This is a genomic window from Nesterenkonia sp. CL21 (assembly GCF_031705515.1).
Lineage (GTDB): Bacteria > Actinomycetota > Actinomycetes > Actinomycetales > Micrococcaceae > Nesterenkonia > Nesterenkonia aethiopica.
In genome coordinates this window covers 72,107-89,367 of record NZ_JAUTWR010000007.1, presented here as the reverse complement: position 1 = coordinate 89,367, position 17,261 = coordinate 72,107, and the positions used below count along the sequence as shown (strand labels likewise).

Below are 17,261 nucleotides of genomic sequence, written 5' to 3'. Positions count from 1 at the left end.
CGGAGGACCCACCTGGCGTCGGGCTGCTGCGCGACGCCGGGCGGATCCTCCGGACTCATGCTCGCCGCCGGGAGGCGGGTGACGCGGGCGGTGCGTCAGCCGATGAGGTGACGCAGCGCCAGCTGGTTGAGCTTCACGAAGCCGAAGTTCCGCTGCGCGGCGGCCTCCGGGTCGAAGTCCTCATAGGTGGACCGGTCGGCCAGCAGGTCGGCCACGGTCTCGCCCTCGGCCAGGGTGGACTCGCCCAGCTCGAAGACGCCGGCGGTCCGGAAGGCCTCCTGGACCTCCGGGTCCTCGCGGTAGGCCTTCGCCTTCTCGGCGAGCAGGGTGACCATCTCGACGTTGGCCTTCGCGGAGTCCCAGATGCCGTCCACGTAGTCGGTGCGGGAAGGCTTGTAGTCGAAGTGCAGCCAGCCGTCGTAGCGCGGCCCGCCGTTGGGGAAGCCGTTGACCAGCAGGTCCACGGTGAAGAAGGCGCTGATGAGGTCGCCGTGGCCGAAGACCAGGTCCTGGTCGTACTTGATGGAGCGCTGGCCGTTGAGGTCGATGTGGAACAGCTTGCCGGCCCACAGCGCCTGGGCGATGCCGTGGGTGAAGTTCAGCCCGGCCATCTGCTCGTGGCCGGTCTCCGGGTTCAGGCCGACGATGTCTCCGTTGTCCAGCTGGGCGATCAGGCCCAGGGCGTGGCCGATGGTGGGAAGGAAGATGTCGCCGCGGGGCTCGTTGGGCTTGGGCTCCAGCGCGATGCGCAGGTCGTAGCCCTTCTCCTTGATGTAGCCGGCGATGGTGTCGATGCCCTCGGCGTAGCGCGCGTGCGCGGCGTGGAGGTCCTTGGCGTTGTCATACTCGGAGCCCTCGCGGCCGCCCCACATGACGAAGGTCTCGGCGCCGAACTCGGCGGCCCGGTCCACGTTGCGCAGCAGCTTGCGCAGGCCGAAGCGGCGGATGGAGCGGTCGTTGGAGGTCAGGCCGCCGTCCTTGAACACCGGGTGGCCGAAGGTGTTGGTGGTGACCATCTCGACCTTCAGGCCCACCTCGTCGGCGACGTCCTTGAAGCGGGTGAACCACTTCTCCCGCTCGGCCTCGTCGGTGCCGAAGGGGGCGACGTCGTCGTCATGGAAGGTGACGCCGGAGGCGCCGGCCTCCTTGAGCTTCGGCAGGTACTCCCACGGCTCGAAGGCCGGGCGGGAGGCGGAGCCGAACTGGTCCTGGGCGGTCCAGCCCACGGTCCAGAGGCCGAAGGAGAATTTGTGGTCCTGAGGGGTGGTCATGAGGTCCTCCTGAGGGAAAGGGAGTGGGTGAGCACGTAGGGTGGGTGCAGACTTGTGACCCGGCACTCATTTTGTATCTAGATAAAACATAAATCCTATGGAGGCTAAGATCAAGTCCGTGACGGATCCGACACGCAGCCCCACCCCGCCCCCAGGGCCTGGCCACGTCTCGGGCGCGGGCCCCACCGGCCGCCTGGGCGGCTTCGGCCCTGGCCCTGTCGCCCGCCTGGGACGGCGCGGCATCAGCCGCGGCCTCACCGGCAACGGCGCTCCTCAGGAGGATCTCGACGCCGGCTCCGGCCGTCGCGAGAGACCCCCTCATCACCGTGCGCAGCGCCCCGGAGCTCGCCAGGAGACCCTGCGCGAGTCCAACCTGCTGCTCATCACCGAGGAGATCTTCTCCGCCGCGGAGCCGCCGTCGCGCGCCGACCTGTCCATCCGCACCGGCATGACCCGCTCCACGGTCTCCCGCCTGGTGGACGACCTGCTCGCCGCGGGCATCGTGCGCGAGGGCTCGCCGATCGTCGGGGGCACCCGCGGGCGCCCCGCCGTCCCGCTGCACCCGGCGCGCGGCACCCTCGCCGGCCTGGGCGTGGAGATCAACGTGGACTTCATGGCCGCCCGCGTCCTGGACCTCACCGGCACCGCGTTGGCGGAGGAGCTCATCGAAGGCGACTTCTCCGCCTCCGACCCTCAGGAGGTCATCCCGCAGATCGGCGAGATGGCGCTGCGTGTGGCCCGGCGGGCCGCCGAGGCCGGTGCCCGTGTGGTGGGCACCGTCATGGCGCTGCCCGGCCTGGTGACTGCCGAGGAGGACCACCTGATGCTGGCGCCGAACCTCGGGTGGCGCGACGTCGACGTCCCCCGCCTGATGTGCCGGTCCCTGGGCGGCCCGGAGCGGCTGTCCCAGCTGCCTGAGGGCAGCCCCCGGCTCGCCGAGTTCGGAGACTTCTTCGTGATCGCCAACGAGGCCAAGCTCGCCGCGCTGGCCGTGGCTCAGGAGTTCAGCGCCCGCGAGCAGGAGGAGCAGACCTTCTTCTACGTCTCCGCTCAGATGGGCATCGGCGCCGCCGTGGTCATCGACGGGATCGTCGACGCCGGCCCCCGCGGCTGGGCCGGGGAGATCGGCCACGTCGCCGTCGAGCCCGGCGGCCCGCAGTGCGGCTGCGGATCCTCCGGCTGTCTGGAGGTGTTCGCCGGCAAGCGCGCGCTGCTGGAGGCGGCGGGCCTGGAGCCTGATGCCGACGCCGAGACGCTCGTGGCGCTCACCGAATGGGAGGACGAGCCCGGCGAACGGGCCCGCCAGGCCATCGACCGTGCCGGCTGGGCGCTCGGCGTCGCGCTCTCCGGGGCCGTGAACCTGCTGGACGTGGACGACATCGTCCTCGGCGGAGAGTTCGGGCCGCTGGCTGACCTGCTGCGGCCGCGCATCGAGCAGGAGCTGCGCCAGCGCGTGCTCGCCGCCCGATGGAGCCGGTTCCGGGTGCGGGAGACCTCCATCCGCCTCTCACCGGCCACCACCGGCGGGGCGCTGCGTGCGCTGCGCGCCGTGGTGGACGAGCCGCTCCGCTGGGTGCCCCAGGCCACCTGAGGGCCAGCCGCGCCCTGGAGTGGACTGGTGCGCCGAGCGGCAGGGGCTCCGTCGTCGGGGTCCGGCGGCTCAGTCGCGGTGCATGACCTCGATGCTGTAGCCCACCCGGTGCCACTGGCCCGGCGCCAGATACACGACGTCCTCGCCGGAGTTGAACGCATCCGGCGGGCAGGTCATGGGCTCCACGGCGACGCCGGCCCGGTCCATCCGCTCCCCGGTGTAGATCTGCGCCCAGGGGGTGTCAGCGATCATCCGGACCACGAAGCCCGTGGGCCCGTGCACCAGCTCCGCGGTCCATCCCTCCTCCGGGAAGCCCGTGTAGGCGTGGTCGATGGAGCGGCCCACCAGCAGCGGTCCGCCGGTGAGGTCCAGGTCACCTGAGACGGTCTCCCGGGAGGCGACCTTGCCCGCGGGGTCCAGGGAGACCACCGTGTGGGCGGGCAGCTTCAGCCGGCACTCGTCCAGCGGGGCGGATCCTGCCCGCAGATAGGGGTGGAAGCCGGCTCCGTAGAGCGCGGGCGCGGCGTTCGCGGCCTCGAAGGAGTCGGCGTCGTCGTCCCCACCCGGGGCCACCGGCTGGCGGGCCATCAGGGTGGCGGCGAGGCCGACGTCGGAGGACACACGGTAGAACAGCACGAACTCCAGCGTGAACGGGTAGCCTTCGCTGGCCTCCAGGACGGTGCGCAGCTCGACGCCGGACTCCTCCTGCTTGACCACCTCGCAGGGGGCGTCCAGCAGGAGGCCGTGCAGCGCCGCGCCGGTCTCCTCCTCGGTGACGGGCAGCTCGTAGAGGGTCTCGTCATGGACGTAGGTGGCACCCGAGACCCGGTTCGGCCACGGAGCCAGCACCGCTCCGGCGAAGGAGCCCTCAGCCTGCGCTGCCGGCACCACTATCTCGTCCTGCTCGTGGCGCAGGCTCAGCAGCTGCCCACCCCGCAGGCCGATCTCCGCGGCGTACCCGCCGCCGGTGATCGTCACGCTGCTCAGCGACTCGTCCATGTGTCCTCCCGTGGTCCCCAGCCGGTGCTGGCCCGGCCATCCGCGGCGGAACGTCGTGCGACGTCCCTCTTCCGTTCACCCGTCATTCTGCCTGTCCTGGCACGATCCGGCATAATGGACCATTCCCCTGTGAGCTGAACCATGCCACACCAGGAGACGGACCACACTCGAGACATTACAGGCAGCGATATGAACTCAAGCATCCGAACCGATGACACCACCGACTTCTCCATCCCCGCGGCGGGCCTGGGTGGGACGTTCGTCCACCAGCAGGGCCGGGCGATGGTCTGCCTCGACGTCGACGGCACATTGGTCAATCATGATGGTCACATGTCCGAGGCCGTTCGGCAGGCGGGACGCGCCGTCGTCGCCGACGGCCACACCGTGGTGGTGTCCACCGGGAGGTCGCTGCCGGCCACGCTGCCGATCGTCGAGATGCTCGGCGTCACGCACGGCTATGCGGTGTGCAGCAACGGGGGCGTGACGGTCAGGATCGATCTGGAACAGTCCGAGGGCTACGAGGTCATCGACCGCCGGATCTTCGACCCCGCACCCGCCCTGGACGCTCTGCAGGAGCGGCTGCCCAATGCGAAGTACGCCATCGAGACCTCGGAGGGCACGTTCCTGTCCACCGAGCGGTTCCAGGACATGTCCTTCGGCCTGCAGGCCCAGGGCACCAGCCTGCGGCAGATGCGCCGGGCCGAGGCGGTGCGCCTGGTGGTCAACTCCGACGACTCCACCGCCGACGAGTTCGCCGCCGCGGTGGAGGGGATCGGGCTGCAGGGTGTGACCTATTCGGTGGGCTGGTCCGCCTGGTTGGACATCGCCGCCGCCGGCGTCACCAAGGCCTCTTCGCTGGAATGGCTGCGCGGCAAGCTCGACGCACCTCTGGAGGCCACGGTGGCCTGCGGGGACGGCCGCAATGACATCGAGATGCTCGCCTGGGCAGCCCGCGGGGTGGCGATGGGCCAGGCCCCCGAGGAGGTCAAGGCCGTCGCCGACGAGGTCACCGGCCATGTGGACGAGGACGGCCTGGTGGACGTGCTCACCAGCATCCTGGAGGACTGATCCTCCCTGCTGCGTCGAGCTCGGAGATCTTGTCGCTGAACCTCGCGTGAGTGCCCGTATTCCGCCCACGGCACCGGAGCCGATGTGGTGGGGCGGGCGAGGTGGAACGGGGGTGCCGTGGGGCGTCAGCGCAGGTGCTCGCCGAGGCGCTCCAGGGCCGCGACGCCGACCAGGTCGCCGCGCAGCAGCGGCAGGGTGTCGACGACGGCGCCGGGCACCCGACGTCCCAGCTCGTCGAGGTGCCGCTGCTCCTGGTCCCGACGTGCGGCCAGGAAGTCGCCGGCGTCACGGGGCGCGAGCCGATTCACCACGAAGCCCCCGACGTCGACCCCGGTCTCGGTCAGCTGGGCGTGCAGCTCCACGGACTCCAGCACCGGCAGCCGCTCGGCGGTCAGCACGATCACGAAGCTGCACCGGGAGGCGTCGGACAGGACCTGCCGCATCGCCTCGAAGCGGTTCCGACGGCGGGTGAGCACCTGACGGATCCGGCGGTCGCGCGCCGCAGGTGAGGACCCGTCCGGGGCGTCGTCGCCGTCCAGGGCGCGCACCGCGGCGCCGAACCGCTCAGCCCTGGTGCGCCGATCCAGCAGCCCCTCGGTCCAGGCGGTCATGATCTCCGGCAGAGCCATCAGCCGGGCGGTGTGGCCGGAGGGCGCGGTGTCGAAGACGATGAGGTCGTGGTCCTCGCCGTGATCCTGCAGCAGGGCCGCGATCCGCTCCAGGATGGCGGCCTCATGGGTGCCCGGAGAGCGGGCGGCGAGCCGCAGATGCTTGTCCACCTCTCCGTGCAGATGCGCCGGCATCATGCTCCGCAGCGTCTCTCCCACGTCGGCCAGATGCGCGGCCGTGGTGGCCTCCGGGTCGATCTCCACGCCGTCCAGGCGAGCCGGACGGACTCCCGGAGGGGCGCCGCGGTCCTCCCAGAGCGTGACGACCTCATCGCCGACCTCCCGCTCCCACAGGTGCCCGAGATTATGCGCCGGGTCCGTGGAGACCACCAGGACACGGGCGCCCTGCTGGGTGCCCTGTCGCGCTGCACCCTGCGGGGCGCTGTGCTGGGCCCTGTGCAGCGCCGTCGCGGAGGCCACCGCCGTCTTCCCGACCCCGCCCTTGCCGCCGATGAACAGCACGCGGCGATCCCGGGCGAGGTCGAGCAGCATCCGAGGCGTCCTTCCAGTGGTCAGGGCTGTGCGGTCAGGGCTGTGCGGTCAGGGGTGCAGGGCGAGCCGCGGTCCGATCAGCAGCAGGCCAGCTGCTCCTCGAACGGGGAGCGGTCCATCCCCATCCGCAGATGCCACTGGTGCATCCGGTCCAGCATCTCCGGCAGCAGCTCCAACGTGGTGCCGGAGGCAGGGTTGGGCACGCCCAGCGCCTCGGAGAGGACCAGCATCATGAACAGGTCCTCCTCGTCGCGCTGGGCGCGCGCGAACGTGCGCCGGTACGGGGCCACGTAGAACTCCCGCAGCCCCGCTTCGACCCCGCGCAGCCGGGCCCGCAGCCCCGCCAGGAGCGTCACCGGTCCAGCGGCAGCCGCTGCTCGGGGGTGAGAGCGACGTCGTCCTCCGGCTCCCTCTCCCCGCGGCGTGCCTGCCCCATGGCGATGACGGCCTCGACCAGCACCCACAGGGCCGCCACGATGATCACCACGTCCAGGGTGAACAGCAGCCACTCGCCGTCGGCGAAGAGGTCGAACAGCTGCACCAGCGCCGCGTAGATCGTCATGGCCAGCACGAAGACCGCCGGGACCAGCACCGGCAGGAACGGGCGGCCCTTCCGGATCAGGATCACGGTCAGGATGGTCAGCGTCAGGCCGGCGAGCAGCTGGTTGGTGGTGCCGAACAGCGGCCAGATGGTCAGGCCGCCCGCGCCGTCCGCGCCCTGGGAGAACGTCAGCGCCGCGCAGATGACGATGACGATCGCCGTCGCCGGGCCCGTGCCGATCCGCACTCCGGCGATCTGCCCGATCTCCTGCACCACGAATCGCTTCAGGCGCACCCCGGTGTCCAAGGTGGTGGCGGCGAAGAGCACCGTCATCGTGGCCAGGATGGTGGCGGACAGACCGGCCGGCAGGCCCAGTCCGGAGTTGATGATGGAGGCCCCACCCTCCACGAAGGCGGGAACGCCGCCGGCGCCGAAGGACTCGTAGACCTCCTCCCACTGAGCGATGGTCTGGAAGCCCGCCGTGGTGGCGATGATCGCCCCCAGGGCCAGCAGACCCTCGCCGACCGCGCCGAAGTAGCCCACGAACCGGGCGTCGGTCTCGCGGTCCAGCTGCTTGGCGCTGGTGCCGGAGGAGACGATCCCATGGAACCCGGAGATCGCCCCGCAGGCGATGGTGACGAACAGCAGCGGCACGATGCCCGGCGTCCCCTCAGGGACATGCTGGTTGTAGGCCGGGGCGACCACCGTGGGGGTGGCCAGCAGCACGGCGCCGTAGATGATGCCCAGGCCGATGAACAGCTGGATGCCGTTGATGAAGTCCCGCGGCTGCAGCAGCACCCACACGGGCAGCAGCGAGGCGATGGCCGCGTAGACGAACAGCAGCACGATCCACTGGCCCTCCGGGGCCAGGCCCATGAACTGTTCGGGCAGCTCCACCGGGTAGCGGTCCCCGACGAGGATCAGCCCGTAGAGCGCGACGACACCCACCGAGCTGATCGCCACGAGGTTCCAGCGCAGCCGGTAGATCGCCTGCCCCACCAGCAGGGCGACGATGAGCGCGCCCCAGGTGGGGATCACTGCCGTGGGCTGGGAGACCAGCAGGCCGGAGATCACCACGGCGAACGCGGCGATGACCATCAGCAGCAGCAGGAAGATGACCACCAGGAACAGGTTGCGCCCCCGGTTGCCGATGTAGGTGCCGGACAGCGCCCCCATGGAGCGGCCCTTGTTGCGGGCCGAGGCCCACAGGGCGCCGAAGTCGTGCATGCCGGCGATGAACACGGTGCCGATGGTCACCCACAGGAAGGCGGGCAGCCAGCCCCAGATCACCGCGACCGCCGGACCCACGATGGGTGCCGCACCGGCCACGGAGGTGAAGTGGTGGCCCCACAGGACATACCTGTTGGTGGGGAGGAAGTCCACGCCGTCGCGGAACTCATGCGACGGCGTCTTGAACTCCGCATTGAGCTTGTAGACCTTCTTGGCCAGGAACCTGGAGTACAGGAAGTACCCGGCCAGCATCATCGTCACACCGATGACGGCCAGGATGAGTGCATTGGGCCCGTCCATGATCTCCCTACTCTCTCTCGGGCAGGCTCCACACTGAGCCCCCGGGACACGATGCCAGTGATGCCTGACATGCTACTCGCGTGAGACCCCCGTCACGGTGACCTCAGGCCGCAGGGCCTGTCCTGAGGCGCTGACTCGATCTACCCTGGCTGAGGAGGAGGGACGCCGCCCCGGCCCCGCTGGGGCGAGGAGGCGCCGAACGCCTGGAGCGCGGCGCCGCATGCCGGAGACCGACCCCGAGACACCCCTGTGAGAGGTGCCTGACATGACCCAGCATCCCCTTGTCCCCGAGAAGCGGTCGTCCGAGGCTCATACCCCGGGGCCTCGAACCATCGGGACCCCGCCGACCCCCAGCTCGGTGCAGAACCCGCTGCCGCGCGCGACGCCGGCCGAGACGCTGCAGATCCTCGCCGAGGTGCTCACCCCCATGGCGGCGAAGGGGCCGATCACGCGACGGCCCGGCGTCGTGGCCGCCGTCGAACGGCTCGACCTGGAGGGCCGTGCGGTGCGCCGGGTGCAGGCGCTGGCGGAGAAGTACGGCCGAGGACCTCTGCTGGTGCCGCTGCCCGGCCGGCCGCTGGCGCTGGTGCTGGACCCGGAGCATGTGCACCGGATCCTGGACCGCACCCCGGAGCCGTTCGCCGCCGCGGAGACCCTCAAGCGCCATGCCTTGCAGCACTTCCAGCCGGGGGTCTCACTGATCTCCCACGGCGGGGACCGGGCGGTGCGGCGTCGGCTCAACGAAGCGGTCCTCGAACCGGAGCATCCGGTGCATCGGATGGCGGAGTCCTTCCTTCCTGTGGTCCACCAAGAGGCCGACCAGATGCTCGCCGAGGCCGACGACGACGGCGGCGCCCTCGACTGGGAGCGGTTCAGCAGCGCGTGGTTCCGGATCGTGCGGCGGCTGGTGCTCGGTGACTTCGCCCGCGACGACGAGGAGCTGACCACGCTGCTGGACGAGCTGCGTGAGCGCGGGAACCTCGCCTTCCTGCGTCCGGTGGACGACGAGGCTCGGGAAGACTTCCTGGACCGGATCCGCGACGCGTTGGACCGTGCCGAGCCCGGCAGCCTGGCCGCCGTCATGGCGCAGGCCCAGGAGCAGGACGCGGACGGGGCCCTGGATGCCGACGGCGGCCGACCGGAGCACCAGGTGCCGCAGTGGCTCTTCGCCTTCGACCCCGCCGGCATGGCCACGTTCCGGGCGCTGGCGCTGCTGGCCTCGCATCCGGCGCGGCTGCGCAGCGCGCGCCTGCAGGCCGAGGACGAATCCGGCGGGGGAGTGGCCCGACTGGAGCTGCTCCGCGCCACGGTGCTGGAGGCTCTGCGCCTGTGGCCCACCACCCCGCTGATCCTGCGCGAGACCACCATGGAGGTGGAGTTCGAGCACGGGATCATGCCCGCCGGCGTCTCGGTGCTGATCTTCGCGCCCTACTTCCACCGTGACGAGCGGAATCTGGACTTCGCCCACCGCTTCGCCCCGGAGGTCTGGGAGGAGGGGCTGCGTCGGGACGCGCAGGGAGACCCGCAGCGGGACGCCGACGGGGAGGCCTGGCCGCTGATGCCGTTCAGCCTGGGGACGGGCATCTGTCCGGGGCGGCAGCTGGTGCTGCTGGTGACCTCCAGCCTGCTGGCCCGGGTGCTGGAGAGCCGCGAAGTGGACCTGCTCTCGCACAGCCTGGGGCGGGAGAAGGAGATGCCGTCCCTGCTGGACCCCTATCGGCTGAGGTTCCGGCTCTCTGAGCGGTGATGCTGGACGGTGAGGCTGAGCGGTGAGGCAGGATGGGGGGATGTCTCGCTTCAGCATCCGCTCCGATGACTCCGCCCAGTCCCTGGAGGAGATCTGGCCCCCGTTCGGGCTCCGCATCGACACCCCGCGGCTCGCCCTGCGCGTGATCCGGGAGACCGACTTCCCGGACTACGTGGCCGCCGCGACCTCCGGTGTGACGCGGACCGAACGGAATCCCTTCGCGCATGCCTGGAACGAGAAGTCGCCCGAGGAGCTGGTGCGTGCGTCGCTGCCCTGGCTGTGGTCCAGTCGGGAGAAGATCGGGCCGACGTCCTGGCTGCTGATGCTGGGCGTGTTCCTCAAGCCCGAGGCCGCCGCTGACGACGGCGCTGACGGCGCCCCTGCCGCTGACGGTGCCGCCGGCGTCGTGCGTGACGGGGAGCGGCTGATCGGCATGCAGGACTGCGGCGCTGAGCACTGGCCGGTGCTGCGGACCGTCACGTCCGGCAGCTGGCTGCGCGCCGATGCGCAGGGGAACGGCTACGGCCGGGAGATGCGCGCCGGCATGCTGCTCTGGGCGTTCGACCACTTCGGGGCCGAGTACGCGGCCTCCGGGGCCTATGAGTGGAACGAGCGCTCGCGGCGGGTGTCGCTCGGGCTCGGCTACCAGGTGGTGGGACGCAGCCGCGTGCCGGACGCCCACGCGGAGCAGGCGCAGTGGCATGACGACTACCGGCTGCCGGCCGCCGATCTGGTGCGCCCGGACTGGGAGGTCCAGGTCCAGGGGTCGGACCGGCTGCGGGCGTTCTTCGACGGCTGACGTCCGGCCGAGACGCGCGGCGCCCCGGACCGCCCCGACTACCCGGACCGCCCCGACTACCCGGACCACCCCGGCGATCGTCTCTCAGTGAGAGATCGTCGCCCGATCTGGGGACGATCTCTCACCGGGAGACGATCCGTGGCAGAGGGATGCGGCAGGATGAGGATGTGCAGACTTCCACTGGCTCTTCCGTCCGGACGTCCCCCTCTCTGCGGCCCTCGAGGGGGCCCACGACGTCGGGCCGCCCGGTGAGCGTCACCCAGGACTGGGTGCGTCGCGCCGTCGTGGCCGCGCAGCGGATCCCTCCTGCCGACGGCGCCGACGCCGGCCTGCGGGACAGCGGCTTCGCCACCGATGCCGCCGACGTGCTGCGGGACATCGGCCTGATCCAACTCGACCCACTGATGCGGGTCTCCACCGCCCAGCGGCTCACCTGCCTGACCCGACTGCCCCGCACGCACCGGGCCGACGACGTCGACGGCTCCCTGTGGCCACAGGGACGTGTGGCTGCCTTCGAGTCCTTCACCAAGGTGGCCTGCGTCTTTCCGATCGAGGACTGGCCGTTGCTGCGGCTGCGGAGAGAGCGTCAGGCCGCCGGGCATCGTCGGGAGATGCCGGTCGCGATGGTGGAGCAGATCCGCCAGGTCGTCTCCGAGGCGGGGCGCGGCGTGCAGATCGGCGCCATCGAGTCGCAGGTGGGCGACGGTGAGCGGACCACCGGTTGGAACTGGACGCAGGTCAAGGTCGTCGCCGAGCTGATGGTCCGCACCGGGGAGCTGGTGATCACCGCCAGGGACGGCACCACCCGGCTGTTCGACCTCCCCGAGCGGGCGCTGCCCGCCCAGGTGCGGGAGGCCGCGGAGCTGCCCGATGACGAGCTGCGTGCCGCCCTGGCCCGCCGTGCCGCAGCCAACCTGGCGGTGATGACCCGGGCGGACTTCGCCCACCACTACCACCTCACCGCCGAGGACGCTGCGGCCGGCATCGCGCTCGCTGGGCTCGTACCCCTGGAGGTCGAGGGGTGGGATGCCCGGCACGAGGCGTACTGCCTGCCGGAGCTTCTCGACGGTGAGCTGCCCGACCCCACGGCCCAGGGCGTGCTGCCTGGACCGGCCGCGCATGCCGCGCATACCGCCGTCGACGTCGGTGACGGCGTGGGCGGGGCCCGTCAGCAGTGGGGCGTACCGCGGGAGGCGCGGCTCATCGGCCCCTTCGACCCGCTGCTGCGTGACCGTGGCCGGGCGCGCCGGGTGTTCGGCTTCGACTACCTCTTCGAGGCCTATGTCCCGCGGGCGAAGCGGGTGTACGGGCACTATGTGATGGGCGTGCTCTCCGGCGGGAGGATGATCGGCCGGGTGGACATCCAGCGGGTGGGCGCTGAGCTGCGCATCAACGGGGCGTTCCCGGAGTCCGGCGTGCCGCGTCGGGTCCTGCTGCCGCGGGTCCGCGGCGCTGGGAAGACGCTGGCTCGGCAGCTGGGCGCGGAGCTGGTGATGCCTGACTCGTGATGCCGGGCTCGTGATACCTAGTGGGTGATGCGGCCGAGGCTTCAGGCGGGGCTCCGGACGGGGCTCCGGGCTCTCCGCCCTGGCCGAGTTGGTCGGACGTTGTGGAAACTCGAGTCGATCGAGCCGAGTTGTGGATATCTGGGACCCATTCGGCGGCACATACGGCGCCGCGCGTGAGGACTCAGAGCGTGAGGGCTCAGAGCGTGAGGGTGAACAGCTCGCAGGTGGTGTCGTAGTAGCGGTCGGTGGTGCCCTGGTGGACCATCCCGATCCGTGCGGCGACCCGCTGCGAGGCCACATTCCGCGGATGGGTCACCGCGACCACCTCCGTGAGCCCGCGGCGCCGGGCGTGGGCCAGCAGGGCGCGCGCCGCCTCGGTGGCGTAGCCGTGGCCCCAGGCGTCGGGGTGCAGGTGCCAGCCGATCTCGGTGTCCTGGGCGAGGCCTGCCTGGGCGCGAGTGTCGGCCAGGCGGACGGACCAGGGGATGGGCTTGAGCAGGGCGAACCCGAGCGGCCGTCGGCCTTCCACCGTCTCGACCAGCCAGATCCCTGCCGCTCGTCCGGCTGCGGCCCGGTACCGGTGGATGCGGGCCAGGGCCTGCTCCCGGGTGGTCTCCACCCAGTCGGTGGTGCCGATGAACTCGGTCACCTCCGGGCGGGCGTACAGGTCCTGGACGAATGCGGCGTCGTCCTCCGTCACGGCGCGCAGTCGCAGTCGCGTGCTCAGCAGTGTCGGCAGGTCCGGGGGCGTCACCACTCCAGCGTAGCGCGCATCACATCTACTACACTGCGTAGAAATTCCATGCCGTTGTCGTCGCACCCCATCGAATGAGGACCCATGCCCGCGCAGCCTCAGCCCGCACGATCTTCCGCCCGCGCCCTGCGATGGGCTGGAGCGGGGATCCTGATCGCTCTGATCCTCGCCGTCGTGCTGATCTCGGTGCTGGGTGGCGGCGATGACGCTCCCGAAGACGACGCTCCCGAGGGCGGCGCCCCCGGCGGCGACATGGCCGGGCACGACGCCGATGCCGACGAGGCGTCAGAGGCCCGGATGGAGCACATCCACGGCCTGGGGGTCGACCCGTCAGACGGTGCGCTGCTGATCGCCACCCACTATGGGCTCTTCCGGATGGGTGACGGCGCCCCGGAGCGGGTCTCCGAGGTCCAGGACTTCATGGGCTTCACCGTGGTGGACGAAGATCGGCTGCTGGCCTCCGGCCATCCGGGCCAGGGGCAGGACGCGCCGTCGAACCTGGGGCTCATCGAATCCACCGACGGCGGCGCCACCTGGGAGGAGGTCTCCCTCGGCGGGGAGGCGGACTTCCATGGGCTCGACGCCGTGGGGGAGCGCGTCTACGGGGTGGACTCCACCAGCGGCGGCCAGCTGATGGTCAGCGACGACGGCGGCGAGACTTGGGAGTCCCCGGACGTTCCCGCGATGGCCGGCGTCGCCGTGGACCCCCGCGACCCGGACACCCTGCTGGCCACGACCCCGGATGGGCCGATGCTCAGCACCGACGGCGGGCAGAGCGTCACGGCCCTGGAGGATGCTCCGCTGCTGCTGATCGCCGACTGGGCCGCCGACGGCACCCTCTATGCCCTGGACCCGGCCGCGGGGCTGCACCGCAGCGACGACGACGGCGCCACCTGGGACGAGGTTCCAGGGTCCGCGGAGCTGCCGGAGGGCTACCCGGAGGCGGTCTATGGCGTGGACGCGGATGAGCTGTGGGTGGCCGTCGAGGGGTCCGTGCTGCACAGCACCGACGGCGGAGAGAGCTTCGAGACCGTCCACGCCGAGTGAGCCGAGCGTCTCACGGGATAGGGTCATAGGAGACCTGAGCGACGTCGAGGGGAAAGCGGAGTCTCGTGTGATGGACGACCGAAACCGAGACCGCCGCCTGCCGGACGTGGGAGGCAGTGGCGGACGCCCCATGTTCGCCGACCCGAAGACGATCCTGCTCGGCGGCGTGATCCTGGCTGTGGTGCTCGCCGTCTCCCTGATCATCAGTTCCTGACCCCATCCTGGTGAGAGGGTGCGTTTCGGCCGGGCGGCGCGAGGGCTGCAGGTGCCGGCGTCGTCGTGCGCGCACCCCGCCCCGGTGATCTGTGTACGCTGGCTTCGAGCAATCCACGTCTTTCCCAAGGAGGCCCCCTGTGTCGCTGACCCGCGATGTGACCATCGAGATCCCCGCCGGCTCCCGGGTGAAGTACGAGATCGACCACGAGACCCACCGTCTCCGCCTCGACCGCGTGCTGTTCACTCCGATGCAGTACCCGACCCACTACGGCTACTTCGACGACACCCTCGGTGAGGACGGCGACCCGCTGGACGCCCTGGTCTACATCCCCGGCGTCGACCTGATCCCCGGCGTGGTCGTGGAGGCCCGCCCGATCGGGGTGCTGAACATGACCGACGACGGCGGCGGCGACGCCAAGCTGGTCTGCGTCCCCGACGACAAGCGCTTCGACCACATCCAGGAGCTGGAGGACCTCGGCGAGTTCCTCAAGGAGGAGATCGAGCACTTCTTCACCCGCTACAAGGACCTCGAGCCCGGCAAGTGGGTCAAGATCGAGGGCTGGGAGGGCCGCGAGGCCGCCGAGGCCGAGCTGCAGCGGTCCATCGAGCGCTACGGCAAGTGACCCCGGCGCACTGACCCCGGGCTCAGCCGAGCTGATCCGCCGCCCTCCCGAGGCGGTCCACACGACGACGGCGCGTCGCCTGCCCCAGGCGGCGCGCCGTCGTCGTGCGCGGGGGAGCAGCTGCGGCACCGCCGACGCCCAGCCACCTGTGGTGTGATGGATCCATGGAGCACACTGCCGCTGAGTCCTCTCCCGCCGACCTGCTCATCGCCTGGGACGTCGCCGAACGGTCCGCCGCACGGCTGGTGCCCCCTGGGCCGCGGCTGGGCGCCCGTGAGGCGGCAGCCGAGGTGGCCGCGCTGCGCCGAGCGGCATGGGAGAGCGTGGAGCACGTCCACCGGATCACCGAGCTGGAGGCGGCGGCCGGCCTGGGCGCCGGCTCCGAAGCGGGCAACTCGGACACGTTCATCGTGGACCGCGCCACCTGGGCCAAGGCCAACGCCGCCTCGTTCCGGCGACTGCTCACGCCCGCTCTGGAGGAGGCGGTGGCGGCGAAGCCGGAGATGCTGCGTCCCGGCAGCACCAGCCAGGTCCTCGGCTCCGGTGTGGCCGGCTCTGAGCTGGGGGCAGTGCTGGGCTTCCTCTCCGCCAATGTGCTGGGCCAGTTCGACCCCTTCGCCCCCGACGGCGGCCGGCTCATGCTGGTGGCCCCCAATGTGGTGATGATCCGGCAGGAGCTGAACCTGGAGCCCGAGGACTTCCGCCTGTGGGTGTGCCTGCACGAGCAGACCCACCGGGTGCAGTTCGCCGCCGCGCCCTGGCTGCCGGAGCATCTGCTCGGGCTGATCGGGACGCTCTCCAGCTCCACCCTGGGGGCGGCGGACTCGATGGGCGAGCGGCTGGCCGAGGCGCTGCGCCACCTGAAGGAGGAGCTGCAGCGCGGCCGTGCCGCGGCCGGGACGCAGGATGACGGTGCGGGACACGACGGTGCGGGTGCTGACGGGGACTCCGACGACGAGGGCCCCGGACCGCAGCGCAACCGACTCATCGAACTCATCGGCAGCGAGGAGGCCCGCGAGGCGTACTCGCAGATCACCGCCGTGATGAGCCTGCTCGAAGGCCACGCCAACCACGTCATGGACGCCGTCGACTCCTCCATCGTGCCCTCGGTGAAGACCATCCGTCGGCGGTTCCAGGAGCGCGGCAAGCACCGCAGCGTCCTGGAGCGCTGGGTGCGTCGGCTGCTGCAGCTGGAGGTGAAGGCCCGCCAGTACACCGACGGGCAGCGCTTCGTCGGCCACGTGGTGGAGGCTGTCGGCATGGCCCGGTTCAATCAGATCTGGACCAGCGCCGAGCACCTGCCCACGGAGGAGGAGCTGCACGACCCCGACCGTTGGATCACCCGCATGGGATTCGACGCCGACTCCGAGGGCTGAGATGGCCGCGCTGCCCCCGGTGGTCGGTGCGGCCCGCCGCGCCGTCGCAGAGATGCTGGACCCCGACCGGCCGAACCTGGTCGCCTGCTCCGGCGGGGCCGACTCGTTGGCGCTCGCGGTGGCCGCGGCGCACCCCCACCGTCGCGGGGACGCGACCGTGGGCGCCGTCGTCGTGGACCACCGGCTGCACCCGGACAGCGCGGCGGTCACCGCCGCCGCAGTGGACCAGCTGCGCGGGCTGGGCCTGGAGCCCGTGCTGAGCCTGACCGTCGACGTCGACCCGGACTCTCCGCAGGGCCCGGAGGCCGCCGCCCGGCGGGCCCGCTACGAGGCCTTCTCCCGGGCGATGGCCCAGACCGGCGCGTCACGGGTGTTGCTGGCGCACACCCGCGACGATCAGGCCGAGCAGGTGCTGCTGGGGCTGGCCCGCGGCTCGGGCACCCGATCGTTGGCGGGCATGCCCGCGGTGCGCGGCCCCTTTCGGCGTCCCCTGCTGGGGCTCGGTCGGGAGGACACCGAGGCGATCTGCCGGTGGGCCTCGCTGACCCCGTGGCAGGACCCCGCGAACAGCGACCCCCAGCTCCTGCGCTCCCGGGTGCGCACCGAGATCCTCCCGCTGCTGGAGGAACGGCTGACGCCCGGGGTGCGCCAGGCTCTGGCACGCACGGCGCAGATCGCGGCCGAGGACGCCGACCTGCTGGACGCCCAGGCCCAGGATCTCTTCTCCCAGCTGATGGAGGACCCCGACGACGTGGGCCGGCTGCGCCTGCCGCTGGACCGGCTGGCGGAAGCCCCTGCGGCGCTGCGGCGGCGAGTGATCGCGCTGGCCGTGGTGGCCGCCGGCGGGGCGGCGCCGTCCTTCGAGAGGCTGAGGGCGGTGGAGTTGCTGCTGGCCCGGCAGGGGTCGGCGGGGCCCATCCAACTGGAGGGGCACGTCGCGGCCCACCGGGGCACGCACGATTCGCCCGACTATGGAAAACTGGTCCTCGTTCCTCGGGGTGCCGCCGCGCCGGAGTCCTGAGGGCCCGGCA

General features: G+C 71.4%; 16 protein-coding genes. 10 read left to right on the top strand and 6 right to left on the bottom strand.

What is annotated here, in order from left to right; genetic code table 11:
- Window positions 1-95: 95 nt before the first annotated feature.
- Window positions 96-1,271, bottom strand: coding sequence for a xylose isomerase (xylA, locus tag Q7C18_RS11380; RefSeq protein ID WP_311025496.1), 1,176 nt, complete (start codon window positions 1,269-1,271; stop codon window positions 96-98).
- Between the two features lie 97 nt (window positions 1,272-1,368).
- Between xylA and Q7C18_RS11375 the strand changes: the two genes are divergently transcribed.
- Window positions 1,369-2,862: an ROK family transcriptional regulator gene (locus tag Q7C18_RS11375; protein WP_311025495.1), complete on the top strand. Its 1,494-nt coding sequence runs from the start codon at window positions 1,369-1,371 to the stop codon at window positions 2,860-2,862.
- A gap of 69 nt (window positions 2,863-2,931) precedes the next feature.
- Here the strand turns inward: Q7C18_RS11375 and Q7C18_RS11370 are convergent, their stop codons facing one another.
- The gene (locus Q7C18_RS11370) at window positions 2,932-3,861 is read right to left on the bottom strand and encodes a hypothetical protein (protein WP_311025494.1); all 930 of its coding nucleotides are present in this window, start codon (window positions 3,859-3,861) and stop codon (window positions 2,932-2,934) included.
- 189 nt (window positions 3,862-4,050) lie between these two features.
- Between Q7C18_RS11370 and Q7C18_RS11365 the strand changes: the two genes are divergently transcribed.
- Complete coding sequence (locus tag Q7C18_RS11365; RefSeq protein WP_083277802.1) at window positions 4,051-4,929, top strand: HAD family hydrolase; 879 nt, start codon at window positions 4,051-4,053, stop codon at window positions 4,927-4,929.
- Between the two features lie 125 nt (window positions 4,930-5,054).
- Here the strand turns inward: Q7C18_RS11365 and Q7C18_RS11360 are convergent, their stop codons facing one another.
- The 3 genes from Q7C18_RS11360 to Q7C18_RS11350 all read right to left on the bottom strand — a co-directional run bounded on the left by Q7C18_RS11360 (window position 5,055) and on the right by Q7C18_RS11350 (window position 8,160).
- Window positions 5,055-6,089 carry an ArsA family ATPase gene (locus tag Q7C18_RS11360; protein WP_311025493.1) on the bottom strand — a complete coding sequence of 345 codons (1,035 nt, stop codon included), beginning with the start codon at window positions 6,087-6,089 and terminating at the stop codon, window positions 5,055-5,057.
- 77 nt (window positions 6,090-6,166) lie between these two features.
- Window positions 6,167-6,445 carry a cory-CC-star protein gene (locus tag Q7C18_RS11355; RefSeq protein ID WP_237090110.1) on the bottom strand — a complete coding sequence of 93 codons (279 nt, stop codon included), beginning with the start codon at window positions 6,443-6,445 and terminating at the stop codon, window positions 6,167-6,169.
- Window positions 6,442-8,160, bottom strand: a complete 1,719-nt coding sequence (locus tag Q7C18_RS11350; RefSeq protein ID WP_070162570.1) for a carbon starvation protein A — start codon at window positions 8,158-8,160, stop codon at window positions 6,442-6,444. The genes Q7C18_RS11355 and Q7C18_RS11350 overlap by 4 nt, the downstream gene beginning before the upstream one ends.
- A 265-nt stretch (window positions 8,161-8,425) precedes the next feature.
- On the opposite strand from Q7C18_RS11350, the gene Q7C18_RS11345 reads away from it, so the two are divergent.
- The 3 genes from Q7C18_RS11345 (at window position 8,426) to Q7C18_RS11335 (ending at window position 12,214) form a co-directional block, all read left to right on the top strand.
- Window positions 8,426-9,907 (top strand): cytochrome P450, encoded by a 1,482-nt coding sequence (locus tag Q7C18_RS11345; protein WP_311025492.1) that lies wholly within the window; start codon window positions 8,426-8,428, stop codon window positions 9,905-9,907.
- A gap of 40 nt (window positions 9,908-9,947) precedes the next feature.
- Window positions 9,948-10,706 carry a GNAT family N-acetyltransferase gene (locus Q7C18_RS11340; RefSeq protein WP_070162572.1) on the top strand — a complete coding sequence of 253 codons (759 nt, stop codon included), beginning with the start codon at window positions 9,948-9,950 and terminating at the stop codon, window positions 10,704-10,706.
- A gap of 248 nt (window positions 10,707-10,954) precedes the next feature.
- Window positions 10,955-12,214, top strand: coding sequence for a DNA glycosylase AlkZ-like family protein (locus Q7C18_RS11335; protein ID WP_311025491.1), 1,260 nt, complete (start codon window positions 10,955-10,957; stop codon window positions 12,212-12,214).
- Between the two features lie 196 nt (window positions 12,215-12,410).
- Here Q7C18_RS11335 and Q7C18_RS11330 read toward each other — a convergent pair whose 3' ends face one another.
- Window positions 12,411-12,968 carry a GNAT family N-acetyltransferase gene (locus Q7C18_RS11330; RefSeq protein ID WP_311025490.1) on the bottom strand — a complete coding sequence of 186 codons (558 nt, stop codon included), beginning with the start codon at window positions 12,966-12,968 and terminating at the stop codon, window positions 12,411-12,413.
- Between the two features lie 84 nt (window positions 12,969-13,052).
- Here Q7C18_RS11330 and Q7C18_RS11325 point away from each other — a divergent pair, with 84 nt between their 5' ends.
- From Q7C18_RS11325 to tilS, 5 genes are all read left to right on the top strand, one after another.
- Complete coding sequence (locus Q7C18_RS11325) at window positions 13,053-14,015, top strand: F510_1955 family glycosylhydrolase (RefSeq protein WP_311025489.1); 963 nt, start codon at window positions 13,053-13,055, stop codon at window positions 14,013-14,015.
- 70 nt (window positions 14,016-14,085) lie between these two features.
- Window positions 14,086-14,229, top strand: a complete 144-nt coding sequence (locus tag Q7C18_RS11320; protein ID WP_311025488.1) for a hypothetical protein — start codon at window positions 14,086-14,088, stop codon at window positions 14,227-14,229.
- 145 nt (window positions 14,230-14,374) lie between these two features.
- Complete coding sequence (gene ppa, locus Q7C18_RS11315; RefSeq protein WP_070162589.1) at window positions 14,375-14,854, top strand: inorganic diphosphatase; 480 nt, start codon at window positions 14,375-14,377, stop codon at window positions 14,852-14,854.
- Window positions 14,855-15,018: 164 nt separating this feature from the next.
- Window positions 15,019-16,230: a zinc-dependent metalloprotease gene (locus Q7C18_RS11310; protein ID WP_311025487.1), complete on the top strand. Its 1,212-nt coding sequence runs from the start codon at window positions 15,019-15,021 to the stop codon at window positions 16,228-16,230.
- 1 nt (window position 16,231) lies between these two features.
- Window positions 16,232-17,251, top strand: a complete 1,020-nt coding sequence (gene tilS, locus Q7C18_RS11305) for a tRNA lysidine(34) synthetase TilS (RefSeq protein WP_311025486.1) — start codon at window positions 16,232-16,234, stop codon at window positions 17,249-17,251.
- Window positions 17,252-17,261 lie beyond the last annotated feature (10 nt).